The following is a 15,123-nucleotide window of genomic DNA, read 5'->3' as shown; positions in this document are numbered from 1 at the left end:
GTAACAAGCATCATGAGGGGATATCCAACAATGTGATTTGATAAACAGATTTTTCTCTTTGCTCTGTATCCAGTGTCGCCAGCGGAACACCTAACCGCGCCGCGACTGCCACATAAACAGAATCGGCTCCGCGCAGACCCAAATCCGCCGCGAGTCGAGCCGCTTCCTGTATCAGGGAATGTTCCATTTCAATCAACTGTAAACTTGATAGGTTCTGTAATTGCCCAACCGCTTCCAATCCTAATGATGAGGATGTGCGACGACTGATCGCGCCACCGACCTCAGCCAGAAGAAGCGACGGCGCAAGGAACTGATCTTCCGCTTCGATGCGTTCAGACATCCACTTCTTCACAGGCTCATAGAAAACATCTTCAGAGACCAGCCGAGCCACCCAAACGCTGGCATCTAGGACGATAAACATTATCGCCGCGACTCAGATACCGCACGCGCGGCAGAGACGCCCTTGGGCCAGCGCGCGCCGATTTCCGCGGCAAGATGGTCGAGCTTCGCCCAAGCCTTCGCGTCATCTTTTTTTCGTTTGCTCTTGACGGGGATCAACAACGCGACCACTTCCCCATGATACGTGATCTGCACTTCTTTCCCTGTCTCACGCACCACACGGACAAGTTCGCTGGCTTGCTGTTTCAGTTCTCGAATTCCAACAGTGACCATTTTAATCTCCTGTCTGTGCCTACAATTGTGGATACATTATAGCATAACAAAAAGCGGACGAGTCTCCTCGTCCGCATTCACAACTGCGGCTTCCCCGCACTCTGGACACAGGTCGCCGATCTTCATCTCTTCAACCCAAGGAAAGCCCGAGCAAAACGGCGAATTTGCATCGCAATCTCAAGCGCCTCTCTTGCCTCTTTTGGAACAGGCTGGTTTCCCGGGTATCGAGTCCGCACTGCATATCCCGACAACCTGCCCAAATCTTCTTTGGTAAATCCTGTGAGAATACCTGCCGCCTTGCAAAGCCCATCAAGGATCAACAAGTCGTGCGTCTTCGGAAATTCAGCATCTTTTGAAACCAGAATCGCTTTGAGATACTTCTCCGCGCATTGCTGGCTGTGAAAGCAAGAGCCCATGGTAAGCGGCTTGCTCCGCCTCAGCGCGCTTTTCGCCAGAATCAAATCTTCTTCGGCGTACTTCACCCATTCCAGGGCGTCATCCGCGTCGCTCATACAATACCTTCCCCTTGGTCAAAATCTCGCGCAGGAAAAAATTTCCCCGCTTCTTCTTTTCCGTTTCGATTTCTTTCGGCGTCTTGACCAGAATGTCCACCGGGAACTGGCGCGGATAAAGCAAGTTCGAGACAGCCACATACCGGTCAACATCTTTCTCCTTCGTGTTCATAATGACCAGTAAGTCCACGTCACTGTCCGGTGTAGGATTCCCATACGCATACGAACCGAACAGAATGATCTTTTCTGGTTTGAGTTCGGAAACAATCCGTTGAATTGCCAGCGGCAACGTGCTTGCCACAGGCGGAAACCCAACCGGGCGAATTTTCGTTTTGACGGAGGTCATTGTCCGATTCATAATTTCATTTTACCATCCGCTTTATCTGTTCCGCCAGCAGTTAAACTGCGGGCGGAACATTTCATACAACATTAACACTCACTAAACCCACACGCATAACACTTCCTGCAACCCTCCTCATTCACCACGGCCGCTTCTCCGCACTCGGGGCACAGGTCGCCGATCTTCATTTTGGGCGCTTGTGCTGCGCTAACTTCTTCCTCAATCGTGTGACCGCCGTTGCCGTTCGATTTCTTTTCATCCAAGTCGGTTTTCAATCCGTCTTTTTCGCGCAGGTACGTGTCGAGCACTTGACCGATCCCATCGGGCAGTGACCGCACGCGGTTGGGACCGAATCCCAGCGAGCGACCGCCGCCGATGCCGATGAGTTGACGCACGATCTCGCGCATTCGGTCTGTTGGTTTCACTGTTGAGGTCATTCGCAGGATGTACGAAATGAGTCTGCCGATCGCTTCGGAGACGGCGGCAGTTTCAGAGCCAGCCTTCGCGGTGTTGATGAATGCCTCGAACGGTTGCTCGCCTCCGTTTTCGTTGATGGTGATGAACGCCTTGCCGACGGGAGTCTCGACGTTGTACGTTTTTCCCGTCAACGCGCGGGGACGCGGTTTCTTCGGGTCGTGAGAAAACGTCGGGGCGAGTTCGGGTTTCGAAACAGAATCAACTGTCGGCTGGGATTGAGGCGTCTTTTTATCCGCAGTGGCGTTCGTCTCCAACACCACTTTATCGCGCGAGCCCGTCACATACACCGTGATGCCTTTGCATCCGAGATCCCACGCGAGCATGTACGCGGTGGCAATATCCGCTTCGGTTGCGCCCTCGGGGAAGTTCACGGTTTTCGACAGCGAATTATCCACGAACGCTTGCAACGCGCCTTGCATGCGCACATGTTCATCGGCAGTGATGTCCGCCGACACAACGAACGTATCGCGCACGCTTTGCGGAATTTCTTTGATGTGCTGGCACGTGCCTTCGCGCATCACCTGCTCGACGATCTCCTGCCGCTTCTCTTCGCCGAGCCCCAATTTTTTCAACGCCTCATCGAAGCGCGGGCTGGCATACGCGAGTTTCAGATCTTTGCCGTTATCATTGACATGACGAATATACGCGAGCGCGAAGACGGGTTCACAGCCATAACCTTCACATCCCGCGACGGTTGCGATCGTGCCTGTTGGAGCGACGGTGGTCTGCGCGGCATTTCTGATTCCATGTTTGCGGATTCCATCCACCACCGCGTCCCACTCGACGGGCGGCTTGTTCCAGTTATTCTGATAGTTGACCAAACTCTTCGGCGGAGCCCACTTCATATCTTTCTTGTCGTAGATGCTTCCTTCGATGGCAGGGAACGCGCCGCGCTCTTTCGCCAACTCGACGCTCGTGACCATCGCGTGATAACGGACGAACTCCATCACCTGCGCGCCGAACTCCTGCCCCTCCTTCGATCCGTATCGCACGCCGACGTGATACATCAAGTCCGCGAGACCCATGATGCCAAGCCCGATGCGACGCGCCTTGTGCGCGGCTTCTGTCAATTGCGGAACAGCAGGCACATACGCATTCGCTTCGACGACATCATCGAGGAAACGCGTGGCAGTCACAACACTCTCGCGCAACAATTCCCAATCAACTGTTCCATCGGGTCCGCAGTGCTCATTGAGATTCACGGAACCGAGACAGCAGTTCTCGTAAGGTCCAAGCCATTGCTCACCGCAGGGGTTTGTCGCCTCCAGCGGATACAAATGCGGAACGGGATTGCTCCGATTCGCCGCGTCGAGGAACAACACGCCAGGCTCGCCGTTGTGATGCGCCTGCTTGACGATCTTATCGAACAGCTCGCGCGCTTTCACTTTTTTATACGTGTGGATCGTGATCCCCGCGGTTTCGGCTTGTTCGAGCGTACCGCTGAATCCTTTTTGCTTCATCTCTTTCAAATCAGGGAATCGCAACTCCCATTCCTCATCGTTCTTCATCGCGCGCATGAACGCGTCCGTGATGCCGACCGAGATGTTGAAGTTTGTAATTTGATTTTCGTTGATCTTGCAGGTGATGAAATCTTCCACATCGGGATGATCCACGCGCAGGACCGCCATGTTCGCGCCGCGACGCGTGTTGTGAGTTACCATGCCATAAGCAAGATAGGTGTGGTTGTCATTCACTTCAAGGTCAAGCGTCAGCGACTTGCCCGCCGATTCGACTCCGCCAACTTCCACAAACCAGAAATTATCCGCAGAAGGCGCGTTCTCAAACACATCGAAATATTCGGTCTTGAGCAAATCGTAGCCCGAGCGGGTCAGGTTTCGTTCATCGCGCATGTATCGTAACAACTGGCGGCGCAAGCGCGGCTCGGTGCTTCGGAAGTTGATATTCCTGCCGCGTCCTTTGGCGTCAATCTGTTCGAGTGTGATCGAATCCAAAACGGGTTGCAACCAATAAGCGGGGTTAGGCAACACATACGAACTCTCGCGCCGTTGGTCGCTCTCCCATGCGTAGGCAGAGACAAATCGTGAGCGCTGGTCGCACCCGATCTTTTCGCGCCATGCCTGCAAGCCAACCGTCGAGACGATCTTTACTTGATGCGTTTCGGAATCGCCCCAACGATCCAAGCCAGCAGAAACTGTGCGGATGCCCACAGGGCAACCGAGACCGATCAACAACGTGGACACTTCTCGCGTCAGTCGCGCCGAGGAGGTTGTCAATGAAGGATAGCCGTGTACCAATGTGCCATCCGCTTCGAACAGTCCGCGCAAGTACGCGCCGACGATGTTCGCAGGAGATTGACGAATCAAACGCGGGACAGACACGTTACGGCTTGTTTGCTTGCCGAGTCCATTCATCAACAAGAAGTCTTTGAGGGCGCGATTGTCCATCACAAACGTAACCGACTTGTCATTCGGCTTCTGCATTCGGTGAACATTGACGTTGAACAGCCGCTCCAGAATCATCGGCATTTCTTCCATCAAGTAGGAAGAGTGAGCCACGCTAACGCCCACGCGATGATCCTGTTCGCCTTGCGCCACAAATCCATCGCCTGCCAGATAACCCAAGAAGAAGGCAAATTCTTCATCCAGCATGGACGGCAGTTCGGGCATCACCTGATTTCCATGTTTCTGCGTCGGCTTCTTCAAAGATTGCAACGCGCCTGTATGCTCGCCCGTGCGGACGACGATCCAGTCACCTTTCGTTAAATCTTGAATCTCTTTCCATTGGGGACCGTTATCCGTCATCACTTTTACTTTGTGATTCGGTGTGCCTGTGATGCTCAAGCCTTCGCGTGTGTGAACACGCATTACATCGGCTACTCCATTGTTGTATCCGCGCGGAGATGCTTTGACGCCTTCATCTGTCGGCACAGTGAGTTGATGTTCCTGCCAGCCGTTTTTATTTTCATCAACGATCTCATCCAAGCGCAACAAACCTTTATTCGTGAACACCAATGTTTCAGGCAATAAACAACCGCCCTGCGCAATCTCTCCAAACGCATGATCGTACACGCGGAGGAATCCCACAGGTCCCGTCGCCTGACCAGCCGAAGTCTGCACCATCGCGCCATGCGGACGTAGACGCGAGAACGAGAATCCGTTCCCGCCGCCTGTCTGTTGGATCAATGCCGCGTCGCGCAGAGTTTGGAAAATGCCCGCAGAGTGACGTCCCATATCATCGGTGATCGGAAGTACGAAACACGCCGCGAGTTGACCAAGCGGAGTCCCCGCGCCTGTAAACGTTGGAGAGTTCGGAAAAAATTTCTTGCTGGATAATAAATGATAGTACTGGATCGTCCGCTCTTGAATGTCGGCGTCCCACAGCGCTTCGACTTTTGCCACATGATATGCCACGCGCCAAAACATCTCCTCGACCGTTTCGGCGGGCTTGCCATCGTCCCCGCGGCGGACGTAGCGCTTCATCAACACTTGCCGCGCGTTGTCGGTGAGGTTCGCCTGGGGCAACCCCTTCGGCATGGGCGGCGTGGGAAGCAACCCATTTTTGACTTGCTCGGTTTTCGTGACTGCTTTGGTAGCCATGACGCACTCTCCTCAAAGTATAGTTATTTCCATCCTGAGCGGAGAACCGAGCGCTCGTTGCGAGGTTCGCAGTCGAAGGATGGACTTGCCAGATACATGTGCTTCGACTGCGCTCCCCTTCGCTTCGCTCAGGGTCGCTTCGCTCAGCACGGAATTAATCGAGACAAAAATCCGACAACCATTGACACTCCGCCCACTGCGGAATGATGGTTGTCGGTAAATTAGCCTTCGAGTAAATGATTGATTTCGTTGCGAATGGACTGGAGATCATCCAGCCCGAGATACACGATCGCATAACGGATGTACGCGATCTGATCCAACTCTTTCAGACCTTTCATCACAAGGTCGCCAACAATGCGGGAGGAAACTTCCGATTTGCCCATTTTCTGTAACTGAGATTCGACTTGCCCGATCATACGCTCGATGTCGGCGGCGGAGACGGGTCGCTTGGCGCACGAGATGCGGACGCCGCGCGCCAGTTTTTCGCGATCAAACTCCTCGCGCGTGCCATCCTGTTTCACCAGAAGCGGCGTCGCAAGGATGGGACGCTCGTACGTGCTAAAGCGCTGTCCGCATTTGAAACATTCTCGGCGGCGGCGGATGCCTCCGTGGTTGTCATGGGAGGTATCTAGCACTTTAGAGTCGTGATGTTGGCAGTATGGGCACCGCATGAATGAATAAACTCTCCGATTTTTAGAACATTTGTTGCCGCCAAATATGGGCGTAAAGGCTCTCAATCCCCATACATTTGGTTGTTTTCATGCCGAATTCTAGCACAACCGATTTTTCAATTCAAGAGGCATGACCTTAAAATATCGTGACAAATATCAGCGGATTCAAAATGCGGATGCCGACGCCGCTTCTTCTCGCAGGGAGAGTTGCTTCAGTCTCCTCGACTCTCTTCCCCACCGACGATCTCAGCGCTTCCATTTCATTAACTCGCCTTGCACAGTTAATTCGGTAACGCGAGATTATGAATTTTGAGAAAATAATCTCGCAATCCATGCAGAGCGCGCGCCAAAGGAGTCTTACGCGCCCGTTGGCGTTAGAGAACGCCAACTACACGATTACGGCATTTATTTGTTAATTTCCATATCTCGCGTTTTAATCTGTTCTTGCGCAAGAGCGACATAAATGTCGCATTACGAGAATCGAGTCGACTTCAAAAATTCCAACACCATCGGATTAAACTCCTCTGCGTTGGATTGATGCGGCACATGCCCGGCATGGATTGACTTTCCAACAGCGCGCGGCATGGCTTCGACCAACTTCGGGAAAGATTCTGGCGCGAGCGTTTTATCGCGGTCGCCCCACACAACCAAGGTTGGGACATTGATATGGGACAACGTTTCAGCGCTATCGGAAATTTCATTGGGGATGTGATACACGCCCGGCGCGGTGCGTGTGTAATCCAACGCAGTCTGCGCGCGGATATGTTCCGGCAGGGAATGTAACGCACCCGTGCTGTGACCCATCGCCACGCTGGTCACATCCACGATGAGGCGGAAGAGCCATGCGGGCGTCCGCTTGAGGATGATTTTCCGCAAGCCGATACTGCTGTACGAGCGGCGCAGGAGGAGAGGAAGTTGAAGGCGCGAATAAAACGGACTAACGAGGACCAAGCCGCCCGTCCGCGTTGGGAAGCGGCGCGCGTACTCCAGCGCGATGAATCCGCCGAGTGAATGTCCGACGAGGATCGCGGGTTCGGTCAGTCGAAGCGACGTCATCCATTTTGAAAAATGTTCAAAGAGCCACTCAACATGATACGAACGCGAATCGGGTTTGGGGCTGTCGCCATGACCGAGCAGGTCGAGCGCGTATGAAGCGTATCCGTTCTGCGCGAGTTCGGGAGTCAACTCGTCCCAATCGTGAAGCGACGCGGCGACACCGTGAATCAAAATGACCGGCGAGCCGCTCCCCTGTTGGACATAATTTGCAGTTGTAGGGATTTCGATTTCAGGCGTGCTTTTCATATCTCCGAGCCAATTCACGCCGCAACACTTTGCCGATATAGGATTTTGGGAATTCATCCATAAAGATCACAAAACGCGGAACGAGATGCGCGGGCAGTCTGCGTTTGCAATATGCCATCACCGCCGCCGGCGTGGGGCGTTCTTGCCCGGCGATGACGAACGCAAACGGATTGCCCGCCACTGCGGTAACTGCCACCTCTTTAATTTGCGGGATTTCATAAATCACTTCTTCCACGTCGCGCGGGAAGGCGGGTTGTTTCTTGTGTTGATGCGGGTACCACATATCTGCTTTGCGCGCGATGATGCGGGTGTATCCGTCTTCGTCTACTTGCGCGATGTCGCCGGTGAGTAACCAGCCATCCTCGGCTAAAACTTCTTTCGTCGCTTTCGTATCTTTCCAATATCCCATCATCACTTGCGGACCGCGCACGGCGAGTTCGCCGATGTGACCTTGCTTCACTTCTTTATTTTTTTGCGAGAGGTCCAATACTTTTGCCTCTGTGGATGGAAGCGGAACGCCGATCGTGCCGACCCTTCGTTTTTCTCCCAACGGATTCGCGTGCGTCACCGGCGATGTTTCGGTCAAGCCGTATCCCTCCACCAGGCGACTCTTCGTCAATTTCTCGAACGCCTCCTGCACTTCAACGTGCAACGGCTCCGAACCGCTGATGCAATAATTGATGGATTGGATGCCAAACTTGCGCACGCCGCGGAAACTATTGATGGCGCGGTACATGTTTGGCACGCCGGGGAAGATGGTCGGCTTGTAGCGTTTGATGGCTTTCAACACATCCAATACTTGGAATTGCGCTTTGAGGATCATCGCCGCGCCGACGCTGATCGGCACATTCATCGCCGTGGTCAAGCCGTAACTGTGAAAGATCGGAACGACGCACAAGAATCGTTCTTTGCCTTCGCGCGCTTCGGGAAGCCAGTGACGTGTCTGCAAGGCGTTCGCCACGAGATTGCGATGCGACAACATCACGCCCTTCGATTGCGCGGTCGTCCCGCCGGTGTACTGGATCACAGCCAGATCATCCGGCGAGACTTCAACTGTCGGTGATTTGTTGCTGTTTCCGCCGAGCCAATCTTTCCATCTCAGCGAGTTGCGCAAACCGTAACCGCGATTGCGCCACGAGGAGATCAAATACTTCGGCAGGGACAAATAATCGGCGGGGTCGGTCAACACCACATGCGGCACGCCGCTCCCCTCTTGAATCTGTTTGGCAAGCCCCGCCCACATCGAAAGTGTGACAAGAACGCTGGCATCCGAATCTTTTACCTGCCGCACAATTTCATCAGGCTCGATCACCGGCGGCAACAACACTGCCGTCGCGCCAGCTTTCATCGCGCCGTAAAATCCGATCACCATTTGCGGCACGTTCGGCAATAACAACACCACGCGCGCGCCTTTGCCAACTCCGAGCGAAAGCAACGCGTTAGCGAAACGATTCGCCTCGTGATTCAATCGCCGATACGATAAACGACTCCCCTCAAAATAAATCGCGGGGCGATTCGGAAAACGCCGCACCGCCGAGCGCAATAAATGATGCAACGGGATATTCGGCACGCTGACGGTGTATGGCACGCCCCGCTCGTAATTTTCCAGCCATGGGCGCGTCTTCAACAGCAACTCGCGCCCACTGTTTTTTAACGGACGGCTATTGGATACCCGCCACGAACGCTGACCTTCGCCGGCGAGGAATCGCTCCATCGCGCGGTTCACCGCCTCGCGCCGCTCTAACATGACCATGTGACCTGATACGCCGATGTCGGCATCTTCCGCCCCCGGAATAGACACGGGCACCCTCTCGAAAAATGGACGCTCGAACACCCGGTCGCGGTGACCGCGAATCACCAGCGTGGGAACCTCAAGCGCGGCGAAGCGATCCCAGCCCATCCACTTCGACATGTTGTCCCCGTAGAATCGTTTGAGCGCGTACGGCGCAGCATGGAGCCAAGATCGAGTTAGAGGCGCAAGCCAACGCAAAACAGAAACTGGCAGACTCAACACAGAGCGATACAAAGTCCGCAACTTGTATTGACCCGCTGTGGCGATCAGAATCAACCGCTCGACCCGGCTCGGATTTTTCAACGCATATTCAGTGACTATCGCTCCGCCGAAGGAATGTCCCACTAAAACAAACTTCCCTTTTACATTGAGAAGTGTCAGCGCGGTTTCCACATCTTCGATGATCTGCGGCATGTCGTATCCGCTGGTTGGTTTATCGGAGAGTCCGTGCCCGCGCAAGTCGAGCGCGATAACGCGGTTATCTACTGCGAATTTTTGCAGTTGGTTGCGCCACTGACTCGCCTGTCCCCCAAACCCGTGGATGAAAACAAACGTCCGCTGGGGATGATCGGGCGAAATGTCAATCGCCGATAGCCTCACCAGCGGATTCGTCGAAACGCGGACTTCGTGACGATAGAGGTCGAGGTCAATGTCCATACAGAGAGTTTACATGAGGAGGGAGGGTATGTCAATTTGGCAAAAGGCCTCGCACTTTAAGTAGCACAACTTATCATCATGCCCGTTCGGAGATGTCACGCAGAGTTCGAAATGCTAGAAACCCTCTTTCGAGGTCTGAACAGGTTTCGAAAAAAAACAGTAACCCACAGGAAAAGCAATGCAAGTATTAGGTTAATCACAATAACGGAGAAAATTACGCCGGTGGTAATGAGTAAAAACATTATTCGATTATCCCGCAACAGAAAAATCTGCTCTTGGATGGTAGACAGGAGTTTCGCGTCCATATCCCTAAAATGCATATCGCCCGTGATGATGATTAATATAATCGGGATTGCATAAATAACGATTCCGGTCATCATTTGCACACCACCAAGAATTGCGCAAGTCAAGAGATAGCCGAGGCGATCTCCAAAACGATATGAAGCCCATTCGGTTTTGGGCGTACGCTTGATATTCCAGCCGATAAGAACGGCAACACCTAAAACAAACAGGTGTGCTAGTATTTGGAACAAAGGAAACACGTCAATCATCTCGCCTCGAAAGGGCACAAAGACCCCAAAGTCATTAATTTCGCCAAGGATATTTGAAGGCTTACTCAACGCGTCGTTTACGATCCAGTAAAACATGCTAGCCAAAGTTAGCAATGTCCACAACCCAGATAATATCGAACGTTTTCGTTCCAGTATCCAATCACGCAATGTCCATCCCCAAGTAAGGGCGAAAAGGATCTCCACCAAATCAACCGCCCGCCCTAAAGCTATAGACATCAGCGAAGGCGTCAAGGTTGTAAATATTCCTGAAATCGCTGAGACGACAAGGAAGTGAATCCAAAAAAATATATCAAGCCATGAAGGGGGCTTTGACAGACCCCAATTCACATCTTTTGCCCATTGCACAATAGCGCCATCTAATAATGTGGCGACACTAACGGTTATCAATGTGACTAGGAGTCCATTCAGAATGAGGAAATAGGCAGAGAGACGAAACAACCATGGGTCATACGCGGGAACTGAACTACCCCACACGTCATCGCGATCAACCAAAACAGATGCCAAACCACCGAGCGCGCCACAAAAAGCCCCGCCACTCAAGCTAGCAAAACAAAATTGAGACGGTAAAGATACGCTCTGAACAAATTGGCTAAGCAAGGAAATATCGCCGATCGAATTAAAGTATTCTACTGAATCGTAACCTTCTGGAAACAACAAGGTGTCGATAACGGAACGAAAAAGGGTAGTGAATATGGTTTCAAATTCGGCAACGTGAGCGCCGGTTCCAACTCGGGCGAGAAATGTAATCTGGCTATCTGTAGCATTAAAGGTCACTCCGCTGAAATAAAAATACAATGCGCCAGCAATCAGTCCACTCCCTGCACCTGAGAGGAAGGCGGCGTTCCATGTGCGACTCCAATTCCAGCGCGCCGCGATCCACCCGCAAACAAAAACTAACAAGTAGGGTACGCCAACTCCGAAAAGATTGATCCACGATGGAGATTCGCTCGTCGGAACAGTTCTGATCCCTCTATCGAGATTTTCGAGGATCGAGGAGAACAGAATGGAAACTAGGGATACGACCATTCCGCCAACGATTCCCGAAATTACTACTCGGATACGCATATACACTCCTTATGAACTCGTAGCGCACAAAACTATCTTCTTGTACTTACCGATGCGAAAACGATTCTGTTTGAGGGTGAAGAACAAACGCTGATTTACACAAACTCTTGCCAATCACCCACCATGCAAGGTTAATCCAAACGCGGACTTCGTGACGATAGAGGTCGAGGTCTATATCCATGCAGGGAGTTTACATGAGGCAAAAGTGAATGTCAATCGAAAATTCAGGGTAAGTCCACGGCGGCGACGGGAAGCGGGTAAAATCCATCCTAAACCATGAGAAATGGATCAACCACCACGTACTTTGTCGGCGGCCACTACGAATTGGCGAATAGAGTCGTTACGAAATACCATTATGCTTGCTCGCAACGTATCGCGCTCAGAATCAGGAGTCCCCTTGAGGGGGCTTCGTATGAATAGCCCGACGGTTGATCGTCGGGCGGTGTTGAAGCGGAGAAAATGCCGGGGAAAACTGAATCAACCCTCCCCTGCGAAAGACGCGGTGGTCGAGTGTCCGCGAATCCCCGCTTTACAAATCCCATCCGCCCTGCTATACTTCCCGCCATTGAAGTTGACTGGTAGCACTGCCAAGGGTGGCAGTTTGTGTAAAAGACAATCGCATGTGATCCACAATCCCTCGCGAGCAAGTCAGCGAGGGTCATTTTTTTATGACCTTTACCGCCAATGGCGGATAAAAAATTTAACAAACAAGGATAAACATATTGTATGAGTAAGCAAGGAAAATTGAAGATCATTCCCCTGGGGGGTCTCGGGGAAGTAGGCAAGAACATGACCGCCTACGAATTCCAGAATAAGATTCTGGTCGTAGACGCGGGCATCATGTTCCCCTCCAACGACATGATCGGGATAGACTACATCGTCCCCGATTACGAATATTTGCGCGGCAGGGCGGGCAACGTGATCGGTATCGTCATCACGCATGGACACGAAGACCACATCGGCGCGATCCATCATCTGCTCAATGACATCAACGCGCCGCTTTACGCGACGCCGCTCACCCTCGGCTTGATCGAGGGCAAACTCGCGCGCAACAACGCCTCTGCCAAAGCGGACTTGAATGAAGTGGAAGCGGGCGGCTCGATCGAGATCGGACCCTTCAAAGTGGAGTTCTTCCACGTCTGCCATTCGATTCCCGACGCGGTGGCGCTGGGCATCACCACGCCCGCCGGGCTTGTAGTGCACATGAGCGATTTCAAATTCGATCAAACTCCTGTGGACGGCTGGCCCACCGACTACGCCAAACTGGCAGAATTTTCGCAACGCGGCGTGGATGTACTGCTTTCGGATTCGACCAACGCCGAACGCCCCGGTTGGACTCCCTCTGAAAAAGTGATCGGGCCCGCGTTCGACAAAGTGTTCGCCGAAGCGCAGGGACGAGTCATCGTCGCCACGTTCGCATCGCTCATCTCGCGCGTGCAACAAGTGGCAGACGCCGCCGCCAAACACGGACGCAAGATGACCTTCGCCGGTCCGAGCATGGTGGACAACGTGAAGATCGCCCGCAAATTAGGCTATTTGGAAATCCCCGATGAGATCATCGTGCCGATCGATCAGGCATTGAAAATGCAGGATCATAAAGTGGCGATCATGTGCACCGGCTCGCAGGGCGAACCGTCGTCCATTGTGGGACGGCTCGCCGCCGGAACGAACCGTCAATTCGACCTGAAACAAGGCGACACGGTTGTGCTGTCGTCGCATCCCATCCCCGGCAACGAAGAGACCATCAGCCGCACGATCAACCGCCTGATGCATCGAGGCGCGGAAGTTATCTACGACGCGATTGCGCCGGTTCACGTGTCGGGTCACGCCTCGCAGGAGGAACAAAAACTCCTCATCAGCCTCGTTCGACCGAAGCACTTCATCCCCATTCACGGCGAACTGCGTCACCTCAGACGACACGGAAAACTCGCGGTCGAAGTCGGCGTGGAAGAAGAAAATGTGATGGTCGTCGAGAATGGTCAGATCGTTGTGTTGGCGGGTGGAAAACTCACGCTCGGCGAACGCATCCCCGGCGGCTACGTGTTCGTAGACGGCGACTCGGTCGGCGAAATTGATTTCGGCGTGATGCGCGAACGCGAAAAACTCGCGCGCGCCGGCATCTTCCTCATTGACATCAGCGTGGACAAACTCAACGGGCGGCTTTTGCACGACCCCGAGATCATCACGCGCGGTTTCGTCTCGCCTGAAGACGCCGAAGAACTTTTGCCCGAAGTCCGCAAACACATCATGGACGTGGTCAACAACGGCGGCTGGGAAAGCGAAAAAGACATCGCCAACGCGGTGCGCTCGTATCTGTATGAAGAGACCAAGCGCAGACCGATGGTGTTGGTTACCCTGAGTAGAGCGAATTAAAACAAAGTGACAGTCACTTCAAAAGTGACTGTCACTTTTTACTTTCCTCGCAATCGCCCGATCAACTTTCCCCATCGGATACTTCCCCAAATCTTTCAACCGAATCCATTTCAAATTTTCGCCCATCGCTTTTGACGATACATCACATCGAAACGCGTAGACGGTGACTTTGAAATGCGAATACGTATGCTCCACAACTGCAAGGGGATATAGACCTCGCTTCATTCTGACCTTCAACCTGTATGCCGCCCTCAGAGCGGACTCGACCTCCCCAGCCGCGTCGCCTTCGACTCGCGCGCTGGGGAATTCCCACATCCCGGCGAGCAATCCTTTCGATGGGCGTTGCGCTAGCAACACGTAGAGCGAATTAGCAATTCGCTCCACAATCACCGCCGCCGCGTGGACGTAATGCGGCACAATTTTCTTCGCCACCTTCACCGGTCGCAAATGCTGAACACCTCGCGCCTTCGCTTTGCAATCCCTCGCCAGCGGACAAACTTCACAGCGCGGGTTCTTCGGCACACAAACTGTCGCGCCTAAATCCATCAAAGCTTGGTTGAAATCCGCCGCTCTGCCTTTGGGTAAATTCTCGTATGCGATTTTCCAGAGTAATTTCTCCCCCTCCGTTGAATTGACGGGCCTCTTCACATCGAACAGCCGCGCATAGACTCGTTTCAAGTTGCCATCGAGCGCAGGCTCGTCTATGCCGAAGATAATCGAAGCCAACGCGCCTGCCGTATAGCGTCCAATGCCCGGTAATTTCCACAGTTCATCCACATCGCGCGGAAGTTTCCCGCCATATTCATCAACCACGATCTTCGCGGCTTTGTGGAAGTTTCGCGCGCGGCTGTAATAGCCGAGTCCCTCCCACGCGTTCAACACCTCCCGCTCGGAGGCCTTTGCCAACGCGCGTACATTCGGAAACAACTTCATCCATTTTTTGAAATAGGGAATCACCGTCTCCACCCGCGTTTGCTGGAGCATGATCTCGGAGACCCACACGGCGTAGGGATTACGATGTCCGCGCCATGGGAGAGTCCGTTTGTTTTTGTGGTACCAGTTTAAGAGGTGAGTGGAGAAATGGGGCATTTGGAAACAAATGGTGGTTGAGTAGCCCGAAGCACTAGCGAAGG

The 15,123-nt window shown here is 53.2% G+C and carries 11 protein-coding genes; 1 reads left to right on the top strand and 10 read right to left on the bottom strand.

Translation table 11 applies throughout. The features are described 5' to 3' along the window. Positions 1–10 precede the first annotated feature (10 nt). From IPM31_12530 to IPM31_12490, 9 genes are all read right to left on the bottom strand, one after another. Positions 11–421, bottom strand: a complete 411-nt coding sequence (locus tag IPM31_12530; protein MBK9007809.1) for a type II toxin-antitoxin system VapC family toxin — start codon at positions 419–421, stop codon at positions 11–13. Then, complete coding sequence (locus tag IPM31_12525) at positions 421–672, bottom strand: type II toxin-antitoxin system prevent-host-death family antitoxin (GenBank protein MBK9007808.1); 252 nt, start codon at positions 670–672, stop codon at positions 421–423. Before IPM31_12525 ends, IPM31_12530 begins: the two co-directional genes overlap by 1 nt. A 122-nt stretch (positions 673–794) precedes the next feature. Next, a complete protein-coding gene (locus IPM31_12520; GenBank protein ID MBK9007807.1) occupies positions 795–1,184 on the bottom strand; it encodes a HEPN domain-containing protein in 390 nt (129 codons plus the stop codon). After that, a complete protein-coding gene (locus tag IPM31_12515; protein MBK9007806.1) occupies positions 1,168–1,542 on the bottom strand; it encodes a nucleotidyltransferase domain-containing protein in 375 nt (124 codons plus the stop codon). Before IPM31_12515 ends, IPM31_12520 begins: the two co-directional genes overlap by 17 nt. A 71-nt stretch (positions 1,543–1,613) precedes the next feature. Beyond that, positions 1,614–5,558: an adenosylcobalamin-dependent ribonucleoside-diphosphate reductase gene (locus IPM31_12510; GenBank protein MBK9007805.1), complete on the bottom strand. Its 3,945-nt coding sequence runs from the start codon at positions 5,556–5,558 to the stop codon at positions 1,614–1,616. A 221-nt stretch (positions 5,559–5,779) separates the two neighbouring features. Further along, complete coding sequence (gene nrdR / locus IPM31_12505; GenBank protein ID MBK9007804.1) at positions 5,780–6,229, bottom strand: transcriptional repressor NrdR; 450 nt, start codon at positions 6,227–6,229, stop codon at positions 5,780–5,782. A 471-nt stretch (positions 6,230–6,700) separates the two neighbouring features. Beyond that, positions 6,701–7,549: an alpha/beta hydrolase gene (locus IPM31_12500; protein ID MBK9007803.1), complete on the bottom strand. Its 849-nt coding sequence runs from the start codon at positions 7,547–7,549 to the stop codon at positions 6,701–6,703. Then, positions 7,515–9,980: an alpha/beta fold hydrolase gene (locus IPM31_12495; GenBank protein ID MBK9007802.1), complete on the bottom strand. Its 2,466-nt coding sequence runs from the start codon at positions 9,978–9,980 to the stop codon at positions 7,515–7,517. Before IPM31_12495 ends, IPM31_12500 begins: the two co-directional genes overlap by 35 nt. A gap of 95 nt (positions 9,981–10,075) precedes the next feature. Further along, complete coding sequence (locus tag IPM31_12490; protein MBK9007801.1) at positions 10,076–11,617, bottom strand: hypothetical protein; 1,542 nt, start codon at positions 11,615–11,617, stop codon at positions 10,076–10,078. 726 nt (positions 11,618–12,343) lie between these two features. Between IPM31_12490 and IPM31_12485 the strand changes: the two genes are divergently transcribed. Further along, on the top strand, positions 12,344–13,990 hold the full coding sequence (locus tag IPM31_12485; protein MBK9007800.1) for a ribonuclease J: 1,647 nt from the start codon (positions 12,344–12,346) through the stop codon (positions 13,988–13,990). An 18-nt stretch (positions 13,991–14,008) separates the two neighbouring features. Here IPM31_12485 and mutY read toward each other — a convergent pair whose 3' ends face one another. Then, entirely contained in the window at positions 14,009–15,079 is a 1,071-nt protein-coding gene (mutY, locus tag IPM31_12480; GenBank protein MBK9007799.1) for an A/G-specific adenine glycosylase, read from the bottom strand. Positions 15,080–15,123 lie beyond the last annotated feature (44 nt).

Origin of the sequence: Candidatus Defluviilinea gracilis, assembly GCA_016716235.1 — a bacterium.
Lineage (GTDB): Bacteria > Chloroflexota > Anaerolineae > Anaerolineales > Villigracilaceae > Defluviilinea > Defluviilinea gracilis.
The sequence above is the reverse complement of the archived record's forward strand: the minus strand, read 5'-3'. Positions and strand labels throughout refer to the sequence as shown.